The 21144-nt window shown below is 67.2% G+C and carries 14 protein-coding genes; 5 read left to right on the plus strand and 9 right to left on the minus strand.

The window, feature by feature from the left end; translation table 11 throughout:
• Nucleotides 1-7: 7 nt before the first annotated feature.
• From AB4879_RS02465 to AB4879_RS02480, 4 genes are read right to left on the minus strand one after another with little or no spacing between them, the layout of a single operon-like run.
• On the minus strand, nucleotides 8-808 hold the full coding sequence (locus AB4879_RS02465; protein WP_370506275.1) for an ABC transporter permease: 801 nt from the start codon (nucleotides 806-808) through the stop codon (nucleotides 8-10).
• Nucleotides 808-1659, minus strand: coding sequence for an ABC transporter permease (locus tag AB4879_RS02470; RefSeq protein WP_370506276.1), 852 nt, complete (start codon nucleotides 1657-1659; stop codon nucleotides 808-810). The genes AB4879_RS02465 and AB4879_RS02470 overlap by 1 nt, the downstream gene beginning before the upstream one ends.
• Nucleotides 1638-2831: an ABC transporter substrate-binding protein gene (locus tag AB4879_RS02475; protein ID WP_370506277.1), complete on the minus strand. Its 1194-nt coding sequence runs from the start codon at nucleotides 2829-2831 to the stop codon at nucleotides 1638-1640. Before AB4879_RS02475 ends, AB4879_RS02470 begins: the two co-directional genes overlap by 22 nt.
• Nucleotides 2832-2846: 15 nt before the next feature.
• Nucleotides 2847-3878, minus strand: a complete 1032-nt coding sequence (locus tag AB4879_RS02480; RefSeq protein ID WP_370506278.1) for an ABC transporter ATP-binding protein — start codon at nucleotides 3876-3878, stop codon at nucleotides 2847-2849.
• A 173-nt stretch (nucleotides 3879-4051) separates the two neighbouring features.
• Between AB4879_RS02480 and AB4879_RS02485 the strand changes: the two genes are divergently transcribed.
• The 3 genes from AB4879_RS02485 to AB4879_RS02495 all read left to right on the plus strand — a co-directional run bounded on the left by AB4879_RS02485 (nucleotide 4052) and on the right by AB4879_RS02495 (nucleotide 14920).
• The gene (locus AB4879_RS02485; RefSeq protein ID WP_102808657.1) at nucleotides 4052-4795 is read left to right on the plus strand and encodes a DUF1906 domain-containing protein; all 744 of its coding nucleotides are present in this window, start codon (nucleotides 4052-4054) and stop codon (nucleotides 4793-4795) included.
• 480 nt (nucleotides 4796-5275) lie between these two features.
• On the plus strand, nucleotides 5276-14518 hold the full coding sequence (locus AB4879_RS02490; RefSeq protein ID WP_370506279.1) for a fatty acid synthase subunit beta domain-containing protein: 9243 nt from the start codon (nucleotides 5276-5278) through the stop codon (nucleotides 14516-14518).
• Between the two features lie 9 nt (nucleotides 14519-14527).
• Nucleotides 14528-14920 carry a holo-ACP synthase gene (locus AB4879_RS02495; protein WP_102808656.1) on the plus strand — a complete coding sequence of 131 codons (393 nt, stop codon included), beginning with the start codon at nucleotides 14528-14530 and terminating at the stop codon, nucleotides 14918-14920.
• A 3-nt stretch (nucleotides 14921-14923) separates the two neighbouring features.
• On the opposite strand, the gene AB4879_RS02500 is transcribed toward AB4879_RS02495, so the two are convergent.
• Together AB4879_RS02500 and AB4879_RS02505 are read right to left on the minus strand one after the other, a co-directional pair.
• Nucleotides 14924-15313, minus strand: a complete 390-nt coding sequence (locus AB4879_RS02500) for a VOC family protein (RefSeq protein ID WP_102808655.1) — start codon at nucleotides 15311-15313, stop codon at nucleotides 14924-14926.
• Complete coding sequence (locus tag AB4879_RS02505) at nucleotides 15298-15627, minus strand: helix-turn-helix transcriptional regulator (RefSeq protein WP_199189965.1); 330 nt, start codon at nucleotides 15625-15627, stop codon at nucleotides 15298-15300. The genes AB4879_RS02500 and AB4879_RS02505 overlap by 16 nt, the downstream gene beginning before the upstream one ends.
• 38 nt (nucleotides 15628-15665) lie before the next feature.
• On the opposite strand from AB4879_RS02505, the gene AB4879_RS02510 reads away from it, so the two are divergent.
• A complete protein-coding gene (locus AB4879_RS02510; RefSeq protein ID WP_370506280.1) occupies nucleotides 15666-16997 on the plus strand; it encodes a dipeptidase in 1332 nt (443 codons plus the stop codon).
• 36 nt (nucleotides 16998-17033) lie between these two features.
• Here AB4879_RS02510 and AB4879_RS02515 read toward each other — a convergent pair whose 3' ends face one another.
• Both AB4879_RS02515 and bcp read right to left on the minus strand, forming a co-directional pair.
• Nucleotides 17034-18998 carry a hypothetical protein gene (locus AB4879_RS02515; protein ID WP_370506281.1) on the minus strand — a complete coding sequence of 655 codons (1965 nt, stop codon included), beginning with the start codon at nucleotides 18996-18998 and terminating at the stop codon, nucleotides 17034-17036.
• Nucleotides 18999-19080: 82 nt separating this feature from the next.
• Nucleotides 19081-19554, minus strand: coding sequence for a thioredoxin-dependent thiol peroxidase (bcp, locus tag AB4879_RS02520; RefSeq protein ID WP_370506282.1), 474 nt, complete (start codon nucleotides 19552-19554; stop codon nucleotides 19081-19083).
• Between the two features lie 87 nt (nucleotides 19555-19641).
• Here bcp and AB4879_RS02525 point away from each other — a divergent pair, with 87 nt between their 5' ends.
• Entirely contained in the window at nucleotides 19642-19869 is a 228-nt protein-coding gene (locus AB4879_RS02525) for a DUF3618 domain-containing protein (protein ID WP_115320840.1), read from the plus strand.
• A gap of 156 nt (nucleotides 19870-20025) precedes the next feature.
• Here the strand turns inward: AB4879_RS02525 and AB4879_RS02530 are convergent, their stop codons facing one another.
• On the minus strand, nucleotides 20026-21117 hold the full coding sequence (locus AB4879_RS02530) for a M42 family metallopeptidase (protein WP_370506283.1): 1092 nt from the start codon (nucleotides 21115-21117) through the stop codon (nucleotides 20026-20028).
• Nucleotides 21118-21144 lie beyond the last annotated feature (27 nt).

Below are 21144 nucleotides of genomic sequence, written 5' to 3' on the forward strand. Positions count from 1 at the left end.
TCCCGGGCTATACGCGTGTGGATGCGGGATCACCGCCGAAGCGTTGCGCCAGCCACACCGGGATGATCGCCAGCACGGTCAGCGTCGCGGCGACGACGTTGATCACCGGGGCCTGGTTGGGCCGGAACAGGTTGCCGAAGATCCAGATCGGCAGTGTCTGCACTGTCGGCCCCGCGGTGAACGTGGTGACGACGATCTCGTCGAAACTGAGCGCGAAGGCCAGGATCGCACCGGCGACCAGCGCGCCCCGCATCATCGGGAACGTGACGTAGCGAAACGTCTGCCAGCCCGAGGCGCCCAGGTCGGCCGAGGCGTCCTCCAGACCGGTGCCGAGCCGGCGCAGCCGGGCCTGGGTGTTGTTGAACACGATCACGATGCAGAACGTCGCGTGCCCGACGATGACCGTCGCCAGCCCCAGCGTCATCCCCAGTGCCGAGGTGAACGTCGCGTTGAGCGCGATACCGGTGACGATCCCGGGCAGCGTGATCGGCAACACCACCAGGAAGCTGATGGTCTGCCGCCCGAAGAACTCGTAGCGCTGCACGGCGAACGCGGCCATGCTGCCCAACAGCAGCGCAAGAGCGGTCGCGCACAAACCCACCACCACCGAGTTCGCCAGCGAATGCCACATACCGTCGCTGGCCCAAGCGTCGGCCCACCACCGCAGCGTGAAACCGCTTGGCGGGAAAGCGAACGTCTTCGACGAGTTGAACGCGTTGAGCAGCACCAGGAGCAGCGGCGCGTACAAGAAGACGAGCACGAACAGCGTCCAGATCCGGACCAGCCGGCGCAGGGTGGGCGACAGCATCAGACGTTCTCCAATGCGCCGGTGCGCCGCATCGCGAGCAGGTAGAGCACGATCGCCACCAGCGGGATCAGCGACAGCGCGGCCGCCAGCGGTTGGTTGTTGGCGGTCACCAGCTGTCCGTAGATGATGTTGCCCAGCATCTGGGTTTTGCCGCCGACGATCGTCACCGCGATGTAGTCACCCATCGATAGTGAGAACGTGAAGATCGAACCGGCCGCGATGCCGGGAAACACCAACGGCGCCACGATGGTTCGCAGCGTGGTGAGATCCGACGCGCCCAGGTCGGAGCTGGCGTCGATCAGCGGGTCGGGCACCCGCTCGAACGCCGCGAACACCGGGATCACCATGTACGGCAACCAGAGGTAGGCCAGCGTGAGCACCGTGGCGATCAGGCCGTAGCCCGGTGTGTACCCGGCCACCCAGTGCAGCGGACCCTCCGGCGACAGCAACATCCGCCAGGCGTAGGCCTTGACCAGATAGCTGGCCCACAACGGGGTGGTGACCGCGACCACCAGGGCCAGCCGCAGGCGCGGTGAGGCGACCTTGGCCATGTACAAGCCGAGCGGCACGGCCAGCACGATGCAGATCGCGGTGACGCTCAACGCGATCCCGACCGTACGCAGGGTCGCTGTGCGGAACACCGCGTCGGTGAGCACCCGCACGATGTTGTCGCCGGTGTAGGAGCGCACCACCGCACCGGTGAAGGTGTCGGTGCTCCAGAAGGCTGAAAGCAGCAGTACGCCAAGCGATCCCAGGTATGCCACCACCAGCCAGGCCAGCGGCGGAACGAGCAGGAAGGCGAGGCGGAGGCGCCGGCTCACCCCGTGGCTCAGCCCTTGATCTGCTGCCATTTGTCGACCCACTCGTTGTAGGCCGTGCAGTTGTCACCGCTGCCGTCCACGCATTGCTTCTGCGGCGTCGTCCAGTAGCTGATCTTCTCCGCGTAGGCGGAATCGGTGGCGTGGTAGGTGTCGCAGAACGTCTTGTCGCTGGTGAATTCGCAGGCCTTGGTCTGCGCGGGGGCCTCACCGAAGTACTCGGCGACCTGGGCGTTCACCTGGGGCGAGGTGATCCAATCCATCCACTGGTACATGCAATTGGGATTCTTGGCCTTCGACGAGACCATCCAGGTGTCCGACCACCCGGTCGCGCCTTCCTTGGGCAGCACGGTGGCGATCTTGACCTTGTTGTCGGACGTGATCATGTTGGCGATCACCTGCCAGGTGGTGCCGATCACCGAGGTGCCGGACTCGAAGGCCTGCACCGCCTTGGTGTAGTCCGACCAGTATTCGCCGATGTTGCCGTGCTGCGCCTTCAGCAGATCCACCGCGGCATTGAGTTGGTCCTCGGTCAAGGAGTACGGATTCTTGATGCCGAGTTCGGGTTTCGTCTTCGACAGGTACAGCGCGGCGTCGGCGATGTAGATGGGGGAGTCATACGCGGTGACCTTGCCCTTGTACTCCGGGGCGCCGGGGAACACCGCCCCCCAGCTGTCCGGGGCGCCCTTGACGACATCGGTGTTGTACATCAGCAGGTTGGCGCCCCAGCCGTGCGGGATGCCGTACATCTGGCCGTTCACCGAGTTCCACGGCTTGTCCTTGAGGAACGCCGAGATGGTCTCGTAGTTGGGCACCAGCTTGGTGTTGACCGGGGCGACGTCGCCTGCGTAGATCAGGCGCAGCGTGGCGTCACCGGACGCCGACACGCCGTCGTATTGACCGGTGCGCATCAACTGCAGCATCTCGTCGGAGGTGTTGCCGATCTTGACGTTGACCTTGCAGCCGGTCTTCTGCTCGAACGGGTGCACCCAGTCGACCTTGGGGTCGTTGGACCCGTCCTCGGCGTAGCCGGGCCAGGCAATGAGGTTCAGCTGGCCTTCGCCGCTGCCGAGGGCCGACAACGGCTCCATTTTCGGCGGTGCGGTGCCGCCGCCGCCACCGGAGTTGTTGGAACTCGAGCAGGCGGCGACCAGTGCGGCGCACACGGCCAGCGCAACGCCCAGGCGGCGGGTGGTGGTTCTCATGGCGAGCTCCTCTTCTCAGGCGGACAGGGATCGGACGGCGCTGTCTGGCCAGGCCAGGACGACGGTTGCACCGTGGGCGAGGTCTGTGGATGCCTCGGCCGACAGCAGTGTTGCGGTCAGACCGACCCCGGATGCGTCGACGGCCACCCGGGTGATCGGTCCCGCGTACACCACTTCGGCGACTTGGGCTGTGACACTGCGCATTCCGGCCGGGACGGTCTCCTCAGGTGCCAGCACGGCGATGCGTTCCGGACGGATCGCAACGGTGCCGGCCCGGCCGACCAACGCTTCGGCGGTCGCACCGTCGACCACGTTGGAGGTGCCGACGAAGTCGGCGACGAACCGGTTGGCCGGGTTCTCGTAGACCTCGCGCGCGGCGCCGACCTGTTCGATGCGGCCCTCGTTGAACACCGCGAGCCGGTCGCACAGGGTGAGCGCTTCGTCCTGATCGTGGGTGACGATCACGAACGTGATGCCGACCTCGCGCTGAATCGCCTTGAGCTCCACCTGCATCTGCTCGCGCAGTTTGAGGTCCAGCGCGCCGAGCGGCTCGTCGAGTAGCAGCACTTTGGGCCGGCCCACCAGCGCGCGGGCCAGCGCGACCCGCTGCTGCTGGCCGCCCGACAACTGCGCGGGCTTGCGCGCCGCGTGCCCGGATAGTCGCACCATGTCCAACGCGGCTGCCGTGCGCTCGCGGCGTTCGGCTTTGGGTACGCCCTTGACCTTCAGGCCGTACTCGACGTTCTGGGCGACCGTCATGTGCGGAAACAGCGCGTAGTCCTGGAAGACGGTGTTGGTGTCGCGCCTGGCCGGCGGCAACGCGGTGACGTCCGCGCCACCGAGATGAACCGTGCCGGCGGTCGGCTGCTCGAAGCCCGCGATCATCCGCAGCACCGTGGTCTTGCCCGAACCGGACGGACCGAGAATCGCGAACAGTTCCCCGTCGGCGACGGTCAGGTCGGCGCCTTCGACCGCGGTCACCTCGCCGAACACCTTTCGCACCCCGCGCAACTCGATCTGCGGTGCGCGAGAGGGGGCTGGCGGCATGGGGGGATCCTACGGATTGAGTTGTCCACCCGCAGCGTCATGGTGGACTTCGCCGGTCATCGAAGCTCTGGGCCACCGGATTCGCGATCCACACCCTGGCTGCCGAAAGGTGATGCAGATGTGACCGGTGTCGTTGGTGTGGTCGTTGAGGCAACTGTCATATTCTGAGGCTCGTGTTCATGTCGCGACGCGACGTCCTCAAACTGGCCGCCACGACCCCGGCCGCCCTGGGTCTCGGGACGCTGGCGTCGACGCTCACGACGCCCGTTGCGGGCGCCGAGCCGGCCACCGCCGCCACCGGGTCCCTCGGCGTCCTGCTCGACTACGCGGCAGGCGTCATCAGCGGCAGTGATCTGAAGGCATCCGGTGCCGTCGGCGCCATCCGGTACGTCTCGGACCGGCGGCCTGGCGGGGACTGGATGCTGGGCAAGCCGATTCTGCTGACCGAGGCCCGCGATCTGTATCAGGCGGGTCTGAAGATCGTGTCCAATTATCAGTTCGGCAAGCAGGACACCGCCGACTGGCTCGGCGGCCAGCAGGCCGGCGTCATCCATGCCAAACGGGGCTGGCAGCTGCACACCGCCGCCGGAGGCCCGGTGGCCGCCCCGATCTACGTGTCGATCGACGACGACCCGACCCCGGATCAGTACAAAGCACAGGTCGCGCCCTACCTGAAGGCCTGGGAATCGGTGATCGGACATCAGCGCGTCGGCGTGTACGGGAACTCCAAGGTCATCGACTGGGCGCTGCAGGACGGCCTCGGGTCCTGGTTCTGGCAGCACAACTGGGGTTCGCCGAAGGGCTACACCCACCCTGCCGCGCACCTGCATCAGGTCGAGATCGACAAGCGCAAGGTGGCGGGTGTGGGCGTCGACGTGAACAACATCCTGAAGCCGCAATTCGGCCAGTGGGACTGAGTCAAGGCGAAAAACTTACCGGCTAGTAAGGATTTGCCAGCAAACTCAATGACGCCATTTTGGTGAACAATTGTGGACTGAAAAACCGAGCAAGTGCTTGGGTGGCGATCTCGGCCGCAGACGCGCGACAGAAAATCGTCAGGTAACGATTCGATAACAGTCGTGCTTTGAACAGCACTGTTTCGCCTACTCAACCGTAACCACCTGCATGCAGGACGTTTGTCCCGGATGGTCTGGGCACCTGTTCGGCGCGGTGTTACCCAGCGTGCTGTTACCCGTCCGTAGAACTCGTCAGTAACCAATCTTGGGCGGAAAAAGGTGCTGGTTCTTATGCCACTCTTAGTACAGCAGAGATGTCAGCCGGCGCCCTCCAGGGGGAAGCGCGCGGCGGCCGTGATTCGACGGGGAATCGCCCACACCGACATACGAAAACGAAGACGCGACGACCGCGACGACGAGCACGACAGGGAGATACACAAGGTGACGATCCACGAGCACGACAGGCTTTCCACGGGCGACGGATCATGGCGCGGGGGCGCCAAGGAGACCACCACGCATGCGCTGGTCGATCGTCTCAACGCCGGTGAGCCGTACGCCGTGGCTTTCGGTGGACAGGGCAGCGCCTGGCTGGAGACCCTCGAAGAGCTGGTCACCTCGGCCGGTATCGAATCCGAGCTCGCGACCCTGGCCGGTGAGGCTGAGCTGCTGCTCGAGCCCGTCGCCGACGAACTCGTCGTGGTCCGCCCGATCGGTTTCGAGCCGCTGCGCTGGGTGCGCGCGCTGGCCGCCGAGGAAGCGGTGCCCTCGGCCAAGCAGCTGACGTCGGCCGCGGTGTCGGTCCCCGGCGTCCTGCTGACCCAGATTGCCGCCACGCGCGCGCTGGCACGCCAGGGCATGGATCTGGCGGCCGCCCCGCCGGTGGCCGTCGCGGGCCACTCCCAGGGCGTGTTGGCGGTCGAGGCGCTGCGCGCCGGTGGCGCCAAGGATGTCCAGCTGCTCGCTCTGGCCCAGCTGATCGGCGCCGCGGGCACGCTTGTCGCCCGTCGCCGCGGTATTTCGGTCCTCGGTGACCGCCCGCCGATGGTCTCGGTGACCAATGCCGAGCCGGAACGCATCTACGAACTGCTCGAAGAGTTTGCTCAGGACGTCAGGACCGTGCTGCCGCCGGTGCTGTCGATCCGCAACGGCCGACGCTCGGTCGTCATCACCGGAACCCCGGAACAGCTGTCCCGATTCGAGCTGTACTGCGAGCAGATCGCCGACGCCGAAGCCGCCGACCGCAAGAACAAGAACCGCGGCGGCGCGGTGTTCGCGCCCGTCTTCGATCCGGTCCAGGTCGAGGTCGGCTTCCACACCCCGCGGCTGGCCGACGGGATCGACATCGTCGGACGCTGGGCCGCTGCCGTCGGCCTGGACGTCGAGCTGGCGCGCGCCCTGACCGACGCGATCCTGGTTCAGCAGGTCGACTGGGTCGAAGAGGTCACCGCCCTGCACGACGCCGGAGCTCGCTGGATTCTCGACCTCGGCCCCGGCGACATCCTCACCCGGCTCACCGCGCCGGTCATCCGCGGCCTCGGCATCGGCATCGTGCCGGCCGCCACCCGCGGCGGCCAGCGCAACCTGTTCACCGTCGGGGCGGTTCCCGAGGTGGCCAAGCCGTGGTCGAGCTATGCGCCCTCGGTGGTCACCCTGCCCAACGGCTCGGTGAAGCTGTCGACCAAGTTCACCCGGCTGACCGGTCGCTCGCCGATCCTGCTGGCGGGCATGACCCCGACGACCGTCGACGCGAAGATCGTCGCCGCCGCCGCCAACGCCGGCCACTGGGCAGAACTGGCCGGTGGTGGTCAGGTCACCGAAGCCATCTTCGACAAGCGCGTCGCCGAGCTGGAGACCCTGCTCGAGCCGGGCCGGGCGATCCAGTTCAACTCGCTGTTCCTGGACCCCTACCTGTGGAAGCTGCAGCTGGGCGGCAAGCGCCTGGTGCAGAAGGCACGCCAGTCCGGTGCGCCGATCGACGGCGTCGTGGTCAGCGCCGGCATCCCCGAGTTGGAGGAAGCCGTCGACCTCATCGACGAGCTGAACACGGTCGGCATCGCCCACGTCTGCTTCAAGCCGGGCACCGTCGAGCAGATCCGCTCGGTCATCCGGATCGCCGCCGAGGTGCCCACCAAGCCGGTGATCGTCCACATCGAGGGCGGCCGCGCCGGTGGCCACCACTCCTGGGAAGACCTCGACGACCTGCTGCTGACCACCTACTCGGAACTGCGCGGTCGCGCCAACATCACGGTCTGCGTCGGTGGCGGCATCGGCACGCCGGAGCGCGCCGCGGAGTACCTGTCCGGCCGGTGGTCGGCCGTGTACGGCTACCCGCTGATGCCGGTCGACGGCATCCTGGTCGGCACCGCCGCGATGGCCTGCCTCGAGGCGACCACCTCGCCGGCGGTCAAGCAGCTGCTGGTCGACACCATCGGCACCGACCACTGGGTCGGGGCCGGAAAAGCCGTGAACGGCATGGCTTCCGGGCGCAGCCAATTGGGCGCCGACATCCACGAGATCGACAACGCCGCCTCCCGCTGCGGCCGTCTGCTCGACGAGGTGGCCGGTGACGCCGAGGCCGTTGCGGCGCGCCGCGACGAGATCATCGCCGCGATGGCCGTCACCGCCAAGCCGTACTTCGGCGATGTCGGTGAGATGACGTACCTGCAGTGGCTGCAGCGCTTCGTCGAGCTGTCCATCGGCGACAACGACTCCACGGCCGACACCAAGACCGACGACTCCCCGTGGCTCGATATCACCTGGCAGGACCGCTTCGCCGAGATGCTGCAGCGCGCGGAGGCCCGGCTCAACGCGAAAGACACCGGCCCGATCGAGACGCTCTTCGATGCGTCCACCGCCGACGGCGAGTGGCTGCTGGAGAACCCGGGCCAGGCTCTGGAGGCCCTGCAGGCCCGCTACCCCGACGCCGGGTCGGTGCTGCTGCACCCGGCCGACGTGCCGTTCTTCGTCCAGCTGTGCAAGACGCTGGGCAAGCCGGTCAACTTCGTCCCGGTCATCGACAAGGACGTGCGGCGCTGGTGGCGCAGTGACTCCCTGTGGCAGGCCCACGATGCGCGCTACACCGCCGACCAGGTGTGCGTCATCCCGGGCACGCAGGCCGTCGCGGGTATCACCCGGGTCGATGAGCCGGTCGGTGACCTGCTCGACCGCTTCGAGCAGGCCGCGGTCGACGAGGTGCTGGCCACGGGCGCACAGCCCGAGCCCGTCGCCGCCCGGCTGCGGGTGCGCACCGACGCGACCGGGCCGCTGGCCATCGTGCTGGATTCGCCCGACGTGCTGTGGGCCGGTCGCACCGCCACCAACCCGGTACACCGCATCGCGGCCCCTTCGAATTGGCAAGTCCGCGACAACAATTCGGCAACCAATCATGACACCGGGGCGCGCCTGGAGGTCACCACCGACAACCGTGTGGTGCTCAGTGTCCCGCTGTCGGGCACCTGGATCGACATCGCATTCAGCCTGCCCGCCACCGTGATCGACGGCGGTATGCCGGTCGTTCGCACCGAGGACGCGGCCACCGCGATGCGCGCTGTGCTGGCCATCGCTGCCGGGGTGGACGGCCCCGACGCGCTGCCGCCGGTCGTCAACGGCTCGACCACCGTCACCGTCGGCTGGGATCCCGAGCGGGTCGCCGATCACACCGGCGTCACCGCGACGTTCGGTTCGCCGCTGGCGCCGACGCTGTCGATCGTTCCTGACGCGTTGGTCGGTCGCTGCTGGCCCGCGGTGTTCGCCGCCATCGGCGGCGCGGCCACCGACTCCGGCTTCCCGGTCGTCGAGGGTCTGCTCAGCCTGGTGCATCTGGACCACGCGGCCCGCCTGCTCAAGCCGCTGCCCAAGGAACCGACCCAATTGACCGTCACCGCAACGGCTTCGGTCGCCACCGACACCGAGGTCGGCCGGGTCGTGCCGGTGACGGTCAACGTCACCGACGCCAAGGGCATGATCCTGGCGGTCCTCGAGGAGCGCTTCGCGATCCGCGGCCGCACCGGCGCCAAGGAGCTCACCGACCCGGTGCGTGCCGGGGGAGCGGTGTCGGAGAACGCCACCGACACCCCGCGCCGTCGTCGCCGCGACGTCACGATCGGTGCGCCGGTCGACATGCGGCCGTTCGCGGTGGTCTCGGGTGACCACAACCCGATCCACACCGACCAGGCGGCCGCGCTGCTGGCCGGGCTGGAGTCGCCGATCGTGCACGGCATGTGGCTCTCCGCCGCGGCCCAGCACGTGGTGACCGCCACCGACGGCAAGCCCGCCCCGCCGGCCAAGCTGATCGGCTGGACCGCCCGCTTCCTGGGTATGGTCAAGCCCGGCGACGACATCGACTTCCGGGTCGACCGGGTCGGAATCGACTTGGGTGCAGAGGTTTTGGAGGTCACCGCCAAGATCGGTACCGACCTCGTGATGAGCGCGACCGCCCGGTTGGCGGCACCGAAGACGGTGTACGCCTTCCCCGGTCAGGGCATTCAGCACAAGGGCATGGGCATGGAGGTGCGGGCTCGGTCCAAGGCCGCCCGCAAGGTGTGGGACACCGCCGACAAGTTCACCCGCGAGACGCTCGGCTTCTCGGTGCTGCACGTCGTCCGGGACAACCCGACCAGCCTGATCGCCTCCGGCGTGCACTACCAGCACCCCGAAGGTGTGCTCTACCTGACGCAGTTCACTCAGGTCGCCATGGCCACTGTCGCCGCCGCGCAGGTCGCCGAGATGCGTGAGCAGGGCGCGTTCGTCGAGGGCGCGATCGCCTGCGGCCACTCGGTGGGTGAATACACCGCGCTGGCCTGCGTGTCCGGGGTGTATCCGCTGGAGGCGCTGCTGGAGGTGGTCTTCCACCGCGGCAGCAAGATGCACGACATCGTCCCGCGTGACGAGATGGGCCGTTCCAACTACCGGCTGGCCGCGATCCGGCCGTCGCAGATCGACCTTCCCGATGCCGACGTCACGGAGTTCGTGGCCGAGATCGCCGAGCGCACAGGGGAGTTCCTGCAGATCGTGAACTTCAACCTGCGCGGCTCGCAGTATGCGATCGCAGGCACGGTCCGCGGTCTCGAGGCGCTGGAGGAAGAAGTCGAGCGGCGCCGCGAGATCAGCGGCGGCAAGCGGTCGTTCATCCTCGTTCCCGGCATCGACGTGCCGTTCCACTCGGACGTGCTGCGAGTCGGCGTCGACGATTTCCGACGCGCGCTGGAACGTGTCATGCCCGCCGATGCCGATCCGGCGTTGCTGATCGGGCGCTACATCCCGAACCTGGTGCCGCGGCCGTTCACGCTCGATCGCGACTTCGTCCAGGAGATCCGGGATCTGGTGCCGGCCGAGCCGCTGGACGAGATCCTCGCCGACTACGACACCTGGCGTAACGAGAAGCCGCGCGAGCTGTGCCGCAAGATCGTGATCGAGCTTCTGGCCTGGCAGTTCGCCAGCCCGGTCCGCTGGATCGAGACCCAGGACCTGCTGTTCATCGAAGAGGCGGCCGGCGGTCTGGGTGTCGAGCGCTTCGTCGAGATCGGCGTGAAGTCCGCGCCGACGGTCGCGGGCCTGGCCAGCAACACCTTGAAGTTGCCCGAATACGCCCACAGCACAGTGGAAGTGCTCAACTCCGAGCGCGACGCCCCCGTGCTGTTCGCCAGCGACGAGGACCCGGCCACCGACGACTCCGATGACGAACCGGCCGCCACGAGTGAGGCGCCGGCCGAATCTGTTGCGGTCGAGGCCGCACCGGCAGCAGCGCCGGCGGCCGCACCGTCCGGCGGCCCCCGCCCGGACGACATCGGATTCGACGCCGGTGACGCCACACTGGCGCTGATCGCGCTGAGCGCCAAGATGCGGATCGACCAGATCGAGCCGCTCGATTCGATCGAGTCGATCACCGACGGCGCGTCCTCGCGGCGTAACCAGCTGCTGGTCGACCTCGGTTCGGAGCTGAACCTGGGCGCCATCGACGGTGCCGCCGAGGCGGATCTGGCGGCGCTGAAGGGTCAGGTCGCCAAGCTGGCGCGCACCTACAAGCCGTTCGGCCCGGTGCTCTCCGATGCGATCAACGATCAGCTGCGCACCATTCTCGGCCCGTCCGGCAAGCGGCCGGCCGCCATCGCCGAGCGGGTCAAGAAGACCTGGGAACTGGGCGACGGCTGGGCCAAACACGTCACCGCCGAACTGGCTCTGGGCACCCGGGAGGGCAGCAGCGTGCGCGGAGGCGCACTCGGCGGCCTGCACGACGGTGCGTTGGCCGATGCCGCGGCCGTCGACAAGGCGATCGACGCCGCGGTCGCCTCGGTCGCCGCCCGCAAGGGCATTGCGGTCTCGCTGCCGTCGGCCGGTGGTGCCGCGGGCGGCGTGGTCGACTCGGCCGCGCTGACCGAGTTCGCCGAGACGGTGACGGGCCGTGACGGTGTGCTGGCGTCGGCTGCCCGCATGGTGCTGGGTCAGCTCGGGCTGGACACCCCGGTGACGGCCGCTCCCGCGGCCAGCGACGCCGAACTCATCGACCTGGTCACCGCCGAGCTCGGCTCGGACTGGCCGCGGCTGGTGGCCCCGGCGTTCGACGCCAAGAAGGCGGTGCTGCTCGACGACCGCTGGGCCAGTGCGCGCGAGGATCTGGTCAAGCTCTGGCTGGCCGACGAGGGTGACATCGACGCCGACTGGCTGAAGCTCTCGGAGCGATTCGAGGGTGCCGGCAATGTCGTTGCCACCCAGGCCAACTGGTGGCAGGGCCGGGCTCTGGCGAGCGGACGCAACATTCATGCGTCCCTGTTCGGCCGGATCGCCGCAGGTGCCGAGAACCCCGACAAGGGTCACTACTCCGGCGAGGTCGCGGTGGTCACCGGTGCGTCGAAGGGCTCGATCGCCGCATCGGTGGTGGCGGGTCTGCTCGACGGCGGCGCCACGGTGATCGCGACGACGTCCAAGCTCGACGACGACCGGCTGGCGTTCTACAAGGCGCTCTACCGCGACCACGCCCGCTACGGCGCGTCGCTGTGGGTGGTCCCGGCCAACATGGCCTCGTACTCCGACATCGACGCCCTGGCGTCGTGGGTCGGTAGTGAGCAGACCGAAAGCCTTGGGCCGCAATCGATTCACCTCAAGGACGCCCTGACCCCGACGCTGCTGTTCCCGTTCGCGGCGCCGCGGGTGGCCGGCGATCTGTCGGAGGCTGGCTCACGCTCCGAGATGGAGATGAAGGTCCTGCTGTGGGCCGTCCAGCGCCTCATCGGTGGGCTGTCGTCCATCGGTGCCGAGCGGGACATCGCCTCGCGCCTGCACGTCGTGCTGCCCGGTTCACCCAACCGCGGCATGTTCGGCGGTGACGGTGCCTACGGCGAGTCCAAGTCCGCGCTGGATGCGGTGGTCAACCGCTGGAGCGCGGAAACGTCCTGGGCGCAGCGGGTCAGCTTCGCGCACGCGCTGATCGGCTGGACCAAGGGCACCGGTCTGATGGGTCACAACGACGCCATCGTGGGTGCCGTCGAAGAGGCCGGCGTCACCACCTACAGCACCGAAGAGATGGCTGCGATGCTGCTCGACCTGTGCTCGGTGGAGGCCAAGGTTGCCTCGGCCAACGCGCCGCTGAAGGTCGACCTCACCGGTGGACTCGGCGACGTCCAGCTCGACATGGCCGAACTGGCTGCCAAGGCCCGCGAGGAAATGACCGCCGAAGCAGCCGGATCCGACGACGAGCCGACAGCGGGCACCATCGCCGCCCTGCCGTCGCCGCCCCGCGGCTATGTCGCGAACACGCCGCCGGCGTGGGCCGACCTCGACGTCGATCCGGCCGACCTGGTGGTCATCGTCGGCGGCGCCGAACTGGGCCCGTACGGCTCGTCGCGCACCCGCTTCGAGATGGAGGTCGACAACGAGTTGTCGGCAGCCGGTGTGCTCGAATTGGCCTGGACCACCGGGTTGATCAAGTGGGAGGACGATCCCAAGCCGGGCTGGTACGACAGCGCGACCGGTGAGATGGTCGACGAGGCCGAGCTGGTGGAGCGCTACCACGACGCCGTCGTAGAGCGTTGCGGCATCCGCGAATTCGTGGATGACGGCGCCATGGAGGCCGACCACACCACGCCGCTGCTGGTCAGTGTCTTCCTCGACAAGGACTTCCGGTTCGTGGTGTCGTCGGAGGCCGACGCCCGAGCGTTCGTGGAGTTCGACCCCGAGCACACCGTCATCCGGCCGGTGCCCGACTCGTCGGACTGGGAGGTGATCCGCAAGGCGGGCACCGAGATTCGCGTGCCGCGCAAGACCAAGCTGTCGCGCACGGTGGGGGCGCAGATCCCGACGGGCTTCGACCCGACGGTCTGGGGCATCAGCCCGGACATGGCCAGTTCGATCGACCGGGTTGCGCTGTGGAACATTGTCGCCACCGTCGACGCATTCCTGTCGTCCGGGTTCACCCCGAACGAGCTGATGCGCTGGGTGCACCCCAGCCTGGTGGCCTCCACCCAGGGCACCGGTATGGGCGGTATGACGTCGATGGAGACGATGTACCACGGCAACCTGCTCGGCCAGGCCAAGCCCAACGACATCCTGCAGGAGGTCCTGCCCAACGTCGTTGCCGCGCACGTCATCCAGTCCTACGTCGGTAGTTACGGGTCGATGATCCACCCGGTCGGCGCGTGCGCCACCGCGGCGGTGTCCGTCGAGGAGGGGATGGACAAGATCCGCCTCGGCAAGGCCGAACTGGTGGTCACCGGCGGCTTCGACGATATGACGGTGGAGGCTGTCACCGGTTTCGGTGACATGGCGGCCACCGCCGCCACCGAGACGATGCGGGCCAAGGGCATCAGCGACTCGAAGTTCTCCCGCGCCAACGATCGTCGCCGGCTGGGCTTCCTGGAGGCGCAGGGCGGTGGCACCATCCTGCTGGCGCGCGGTGACCTGGCATTGAAGATGGGTCTGCCGGTGCTGGCCGTGGTGGGCTACGCGCAGAGCTTCGGCGACGGCGTGCACACCTCGATCCCGGCTCCGGGTCTCGGCGCACTGGGCGCCGGGCGCGGCGGCAGGGATTCGCAGCTGGCCCGCTCGCTGGCCAAGCTGGGCGTCGGCGCCGACGACATCGCGGTGATCTCCAAGCACGACACCTCGACGCTGGCCAACGATCCCAACGAGACGGAGCTGCACGAGCGGCTGGCCGACTCGATGGGCCGTGCGCCCGGGGCTCCGCTGTTCATCGTCAGCCAGAAGAGCCTGACCGGTCACGCCAAGGGCGGCGCGGCGGTCTTCCAGATGATGGGGCTCTGCCAGATCCTGCGCGACGGCGTCATCCCACCGAACCGCAGCCTGGACTGCGTCGACGACGAGTTGGCCTCCTCGGGGCACTTCGTGTGGCCGCGCGAGACCCTGCGACTGGGCGACAAGTTCCCGCTGAAGGCGGGTCTGGTCACCAGCCTGGGCTTCGGTCACGTGTCGGGTCTGGTCGCTCTGGTGCACCCGCAGGCGTTCCTGGCCTCGCTGAGCGAGCAGGAGCGGGCGGACTACACCAAGCGGGCGCACGAGCGGGTGCTGGCGGGTCAGCGGCGGCTGGCTTCGGCCATCGCCGGTGGACGGCCGATGTACGAGAAGCCTGCCGATCGCCGGTTCAACCATGACGAGCCGGAGAAGCGCCAGGAGGCGGCGATGCTGCTCGACCCGGCCTCACGGTTGGGCGATGACGACGCCTACGTGCGATAAAGTCGCGCCGTGGCAATAGTCGGAGTGGGGATTGACGTGGTCTCCATCCCAGATTTCGCCGAGCAGGTCGACCAGCCGGGAACCGTGTTCGCCGAGACGTTCACGCCAGGTGAGCGCCGCGACGCCGCCGACAAGAGTTCGGTGGCGGCGCGGCACCTGGCGGCTCGGTGGGCCGCCAAGGAAGCCGTCATCAAGGCGTGGTCCGGCTCGCGGTTCGCGCAGCGTCCGGTGCTGCCGGAAGGCATCCACCGCGACATCGAGGTGATCACCGACATGTGGGGCCGGCCCAAGGTCCGCCTCACCGGTGACATCGCCAAGCATCTGGCCGAGGTGACCATTCACGTGTCACTGACGCATGAGGGCGACACCGCGGCGGCGGTGGCCATCCTGGAGACCGGCTAAAGCTCAGCCGGTCTGGTGGGCGATCTGAATCAGGTTGCCGCAGGTGTCGTCCAGAACGGCAACCGTCACCGGACCCATGTCGGTGGGCTCCATGGTGAAACGCACCCCGAGCGCACTCAGCCGCTCGAACTCTGCGTGGACGTCGCCGACAGCGAACGATGTGAACGGGATGCCGTCATCGGTCAGTGCCTGCTTGAACGGTTTGGCAGCGGGATGGCCGTCCGGTTCCAGGACGAGTTCGGTGCCGGCCGGCTCCTCCGGGGAGACGACGGTGATCCAGCGGTGCTCGCCCATCGGGATGTCGTACTTGGTCGTGAACCCGAGCACCTCGGTATAGAACTTCAGCGCCTTGTCCTGGTCGTCGACGAGCACGCTGGTCATGGTGATTCGCACGGTGATTCCTTTGTGTTCTGCAGCCACCGCTCGACGATCGGTGCCAGCGGCGCGGTGTTGATGTAGTGGAACTTGTAGCGACCCGAGCGCTTCGTCTCCACCAGACCTGCGGCCACGAGAAGGTCGAGGTGTTGCGAAATCGCTTGTCGTGACGAACCGAGACCGTGTTTGGTCGCCAGGCGGGCGCAGATCTCGAACAGCGTCTGCCCGTTGCGCTCGGTCAGCTCGTCGAGGATCGTCCGGCGTGTGGGATCCGCCAACGCCTTGAAGACATCACCCACAACTGGGCACAATAGGCAAGCATTTCCTTGCATGTCAATGCCTGCCGCCTGCGCCCGCTAACGTCGTCGGTATGAGTGATCTCGTCGACCGCGTGCAGGCGGTGTTGCCCTCGGTGCGGGCTGACCTGGAGGACCTGGTCCGCATCCAATCGGTGTGGGCCGACCCGGCCCGGCGCGATGAGGTGCATCGCAGTGCGCGGGCTGTGGCTGACCTGTTGAGCAATGCGGGCTTCGCCCAGGTCGAGATCGTCGCCGAGGGCGGTGCTCCCGCGGTGATCGCGCACCATCCTGCGCCGCCCGGCGCGCCGACCGTGCTGCTGTATGCCCATCACGATGTTCAGCCCGAAGGCGAAGCATCGCAATGGAATTCGGATCCCTTCGAGCCGACCGAACGGGATGGGCGGCTCTACGGCCGCGGTACCGCCGACGACAAGGCCGGCATCGCAACCCACCTGGCGGCGTTCCGTGCGCACGACGGCAGGCCACCGGTCGGCGTCACGGTGTTCGTCGAGGGGGAGGAGGAGTCCGGCTCGCCGTCGTTGGGCACGCTGTTGGCCGCCCATAAGGACAAGCTGGCCGCCGACGTCATCGTGATCGCCGACTCGGACAACTGGACCTCCGAAATCCCGGCGCTGACAGTGTCATTGCGCGGACTGGCCGACTGCGTGGTCGAGGTCGCCACCCTGGACCACGGACTGCACTCGGGGCTGTGGGGCGGGGTGGTACCCGACGCGCTCAGTGTCCTGGTCCGCCTGCTGGCCAGCCTGCACGACGACGACGGCAACGTCGCCGTGCAGGGCCTGTACGAGACGAGCGCTGCGGACGTCGACCGCGGCCCGCAGTGGGTGCGGGCCGAGTCCGGTCTGCTCGACGGGGTGCAAGAGATCGGCTCGGGCAGTGTGGCCCAACGGATGTGGGCCAAGCCCGCGATCACCGTCATCGGCATCGACACGACACCGATCGGCAAAGCGTCGAACACCCTGACGCCGCGGGCCCGCGCCAAGGTCAGCATGCGGGTCGCTCCCGGCGGGGATGCGGCTGCCCATCTGCATGCGCTGCGCCGCCACCTCGAGCAGCACGCCCCCTGGGGCGCACACGTCAAAGTCATTCCGGGCGATATCGGCCAGCCGTATGCGATCGATGCCAGCGGCCCGGTCTACGACGCGGCGCGGGCCGCCTTCCGGGAGGCCTGGGGCACCGACGTCGTCGACATGGGGATGGGCGGCTCGATCCCGTTCATCGCCGAGTTCGCCACCGCGTTCCCCGACGCCACGATCCTGGTGACCGGAGTGGAGGACCCGGGCACGCAGGCGCACAGCATCAACGAGAGCCTGCACCTGGGGGTGCTGGAGCGGGCCGCCACCACCGAGGCGCTGCTGCTGGGGAAGCTGGGCGAGCGCTGAAGCGACACATGCACATCCTGAGCGTCGGACCGCCGCTCAGGATGTGCTGGCTCGCCAGTTCGCGACCACCTCGCTCGTGCGGAGCGCTCGGTCGTACATGCGGAACTGGCGGAGTTCACCGCGCATTCGCGGCGCCAGCCTCAAGGTGGGGGCGGCATCGAAGGTCCGCAGCTCGCGCGCAAACCTCGCCCATCCGAACTGCCGCCGGTCGCCGCCGTCGTTGAACTTCCCATCCACGACGAAGCTGATGATCTTGGGTCCGCCGTCGACGATGATTCCCACGTGGTGCCAGACACCGGGTTGCAACACACCTGGATCACAGTCCCACGAGACTTCGGCCAGGCCGAAGTCGCGCACCACGCGGGACGGCCCTTCGAACCACGGGCCGAGGGCGCCCCGTATTGAAAGCTGCAGGGTGCCACGGTCTGTCGTGCTGACAGCCAGGCCGTCACCATTTTCGTCGCGGTTGTCCACGATGACCTGCCCGAAATCTAGGGATTCCAGGTTCAGCAAGAAATCGAGAGTGAATCCTCTGCTTTCTTGCTCTTTCGTCCCACTCCCAAGATCCGGCAGGAGCGAGATCGGCAACGTACGTGGTTCGCGCACGATGTCGTCGCCGCCGTCCACGATGAGCCCATTTTGGGTGACGGTCCGAGCAGTGTGTTGGTTCCAGAGCATTTCGAGAAACTCCGCCGGAACTTCGTGGACGCGCGCGATGCTCTTCTGGGTCTCGGTGAAGAAGTACCGTCCGTTGTCCGCTACAAAGTCCGGGTAACTCATACGAACACTCGGGTTCACGTCGTACAGCAGGATTTCCGGCTCTGACCAGGCGATCACCTTTCCCGTCGGTGAGTCGATTTCGTGGCCGGCGGCAAGCCAGGCGGGGTTGCGCTGGCTCCGGACCGTGTTCCCGCCGTGATTGTGAAACCAGTAGAGATAGCGCCCATTTCCGGCGTTCCATACGAAGTTTGCGGCTCGGGTGTTCTTCACTTTTCGCGCGCCGGGGCCGTAAGTCATGAACTCGGGTTGTGTCCATGTGTGCCCTTGGTCCCTTGAATAGGCCTGTGCGGGGTTATCGGTCGCGGTGCGGTAGACGGTGAACAGGCTGCCGTCCGAAAGCGCAACGATGCTTTGCTCTTCAGCAATGGGTCCCACCGGTGCGCGCAGGCCGATGTCTCCGTCAGGCAGAGTTTCCCAGCGGATCTTGGCCGGGTCGCGCTCGGCCAGAATATTGTCGCTACGGAGAAAATTGCCTTCCGATTCTGCGATGAACTCGTCACCCCCGAAGTTGCCCACCTTGTGCAGGGTGACGTAGACGGCATCGCGATCGATCAGGGGACGTCCGACCTGCCAGAAGAAGCGCACCTTGCCGCCGTATATGTTCCGGCGGTCGATGTCGGTCTCACGGACGGGTATCTCGTACCGCGCGGTGGACCAAGACCTACCGTTGTCGTCGCTGTATTTGAAGACGAAGGCGCCGAGCGTGTCGACACGCTTGTCCATGGTCCCGTCAATGCGCTTGACCTCGCGCAAGTTGTCCTTGTTGTAATTGTAAAACGCATAGATTCTGCCGAAGGGCGTCTTCAGCAGCGTGGCATAGGCGGACTCAGGCGGTCCCGGTGGTTCGATGGCGATCAAAGGCGACCATGTGTGGCCGAAATCGCTGCTGCGTATAACCACGACATGCTCACTGGTGGCCCCTTCGCCGCCGCCTGACGTGGTGAGGACACACACCCATGCGCGGTCGTCAGCTTTAACTATGTAGGGCTGGTCGGCATAGGCCTCATCGGGGATCGTCCAGCCACTGCTGATATCGCGCCATTTATCGCGCGCGCCCGGAGTAGAACTCGAGCCAGACTCGGGCGCCGCGGAACGCTCCGGGGGCGCCAAGGTCTGGCCGAGGAGCAGCCGATCAACTCCGACTCCGATGCCGCCCCCAACCAGAGCGGCCGCGCCGGCGAGGCCAGCTCCGGCGAGTACATGGCGACGATTCGTCGGCATGCTCGTAAGTTATCACTGGCAAACCGCAGTCGCCCCGTCTTGGTGAGTGCTTACGAGGCAGCCGGAAACCACAGCCGGAAAGCTAGACCGAGATGTCGCGGCGCAGTTTGGCGACGTGCCCGGTGGCCTTGACGTTGTACTGAGCGACCTCGATCTTGCCCTTCTCGTCGACAACGAACGTCGACCGGATGACGCCCTGCACGGTCTTGCCGTACATCTTCTTCTCGCCGTAGGCGCCCCACGCGGTGAGGACCTTCCTGTCGGGATCTGAGAGCAGGGGGAACGTCAGCTCGTCGCGCTCGGTGAACTTGGCCAGCTTCTCCGGCTTGTCGGGGGAGATGCCGACCACGTCGATGCCCGCGCCGTTGAGTTCGGCCAGGCTGTCCCGGAAGTCGCAGGCCTGTTTGGTGCAGCCGGGCGTCATCGCGGCCGGATAGAAGTACACGATCACCTTGCGGCCTTTGAAGTCGGACAGCTTGACGGTCTTGCCGCTGGCGTCAGGCAGGCTGAACGCCGGCGCCGTGTCGCCGACTTCGAGGCGTGCTGTGTCGGTCACCTAGTAGTCCCTTCCTCCACCGGTGCATCGGGGTTAGCCCGGGTTGATCTAGGGTAGTTCGGCAGAGCGGCGATTTGGAGGACGGAAGTGGCTGACCGGGACCCCGAGGTCATCAAGGCCGAGATCGACCAGGCGCGTGACCGGCTGGCGGTCACGGTGGACTCGCTGGCCGAGCGTGCCAACCCACAGCGCATCGCCGACGATGTCAAGGCCGCCGTGTTGCGCTTCGTCACGAAGCCGCCGGTGGCCGCGGCGCTGGCCGGTGTCAGCGTGGTGACCGTCGTCCTGGTCATCCGCCGCATCCGTAACGGCTAACCGCGACCGCCGAACGCCGCTGCGTGGCGGTCGGCAGCGGTGCTGCTCGCATAGCACTTGAACCCATTGTGCCGCAGTCCCTTTCGCATGACCCCGGCAGCCGTTACGCTTCGCTCGTCGGTGGAGGTGAGCGGCTCGTACCCGGGCGGAACTGCGTTACGCAGTTGGGGCGAGCACGAACTCGACGAGGACGTCTGTCATCCCGGGAATCGCGTCTGCCGGGATGACCTCGTAACCGTGTGTGCTCAGCGTGGGCAGACACAGCAATCCCGACCGGGCGGTCTGCCCTACTGCGACGGAGTGCGACGCGTCGGATTCGAATGCCCCGAGAACAGCCGCTTGCGGGGATAAGTCGAGCTTTGTGGCGATGTCCATCAGCCGATCGGCGATGTTCTTGTCGTAGATGGACTTCTCGTCGCTGTAGGCAACGATGGGCCCGCCCCCGACGGTGGTGGCGTACTCCGCTTCGGTCGGCCCGACCTCGAGGGCCAGGGTCATGTCGCCCGGCAGCGCGTGGCTGGCGTAGGTGCCGCCGATGCCGCCGATCTCCTCGCTGACGGTGAAGACGAAATAGACGTCCGCCGGTGCGCGGCGGCCATCCGCGTGCAGGCGCCGAGCCGTTTCCAGCAGGGCCGTCACCGAAGCCCTGTCGTCCATGAAGTAGCAGCCGAGATATCCGCCCACCTCCACGAGACGGCGCTTGCTGCGGTCGATGCAGACCCGGGTGCCGGGCCGGACGCCCGCGGCGGCGAGTTCCTCGGTGGTGCGGCCGGTGAAGACGTAGACGTGGTGCCAGTCCAGTGACTTGTCACCGCGGTCCGGCTTCGTCTGCCAGATCCGCCAGCTCTCGGTAGTGGTGTGCTCCGAGCCCAGGGTCAGCACCGCGGGCACAATGCCGTGGTTTCCCAGCGCCGCCACCGGACCCAACCCGAAGTTGCCCGGATACATGGTTCCCAGGGGCGTCAGGTGCAGTGTTCCGTCCGGATTGATGCGTTTGACGAGCATCGAGAGTTCGTCCATGTGTGCCATCACCCGAATCGGAGAGTGGCTCTCGTCACCGGACCCGCGGAGCAGCCCCACCAGGTTGCCGGCCTCGTCCACCCAAACCTCGTCGACCAGCGGCGTGAGTTCGCGACGGCAGATGTCGCGGACGGCATCCTCCTGACCGACCGGCCCGTAGGCGGCCAGCAGCTCCTGTAACAACGGACGATTCAGGTCCCGGACTGAGTGGTGTGGATCGTGGGTCATCGAAAGTGAGTAACCGGTTATCGGTCC

It is taken from the genome of Mycobacterium sp. SA01 (assembly GCF_041287105.1).
Taxonomy (GTDB): domain Bacteria; phylum Actinomycetota; class Actinomycetes; order Mycobacteriales; family Mycobacteriaceae; genus Mycobacterium.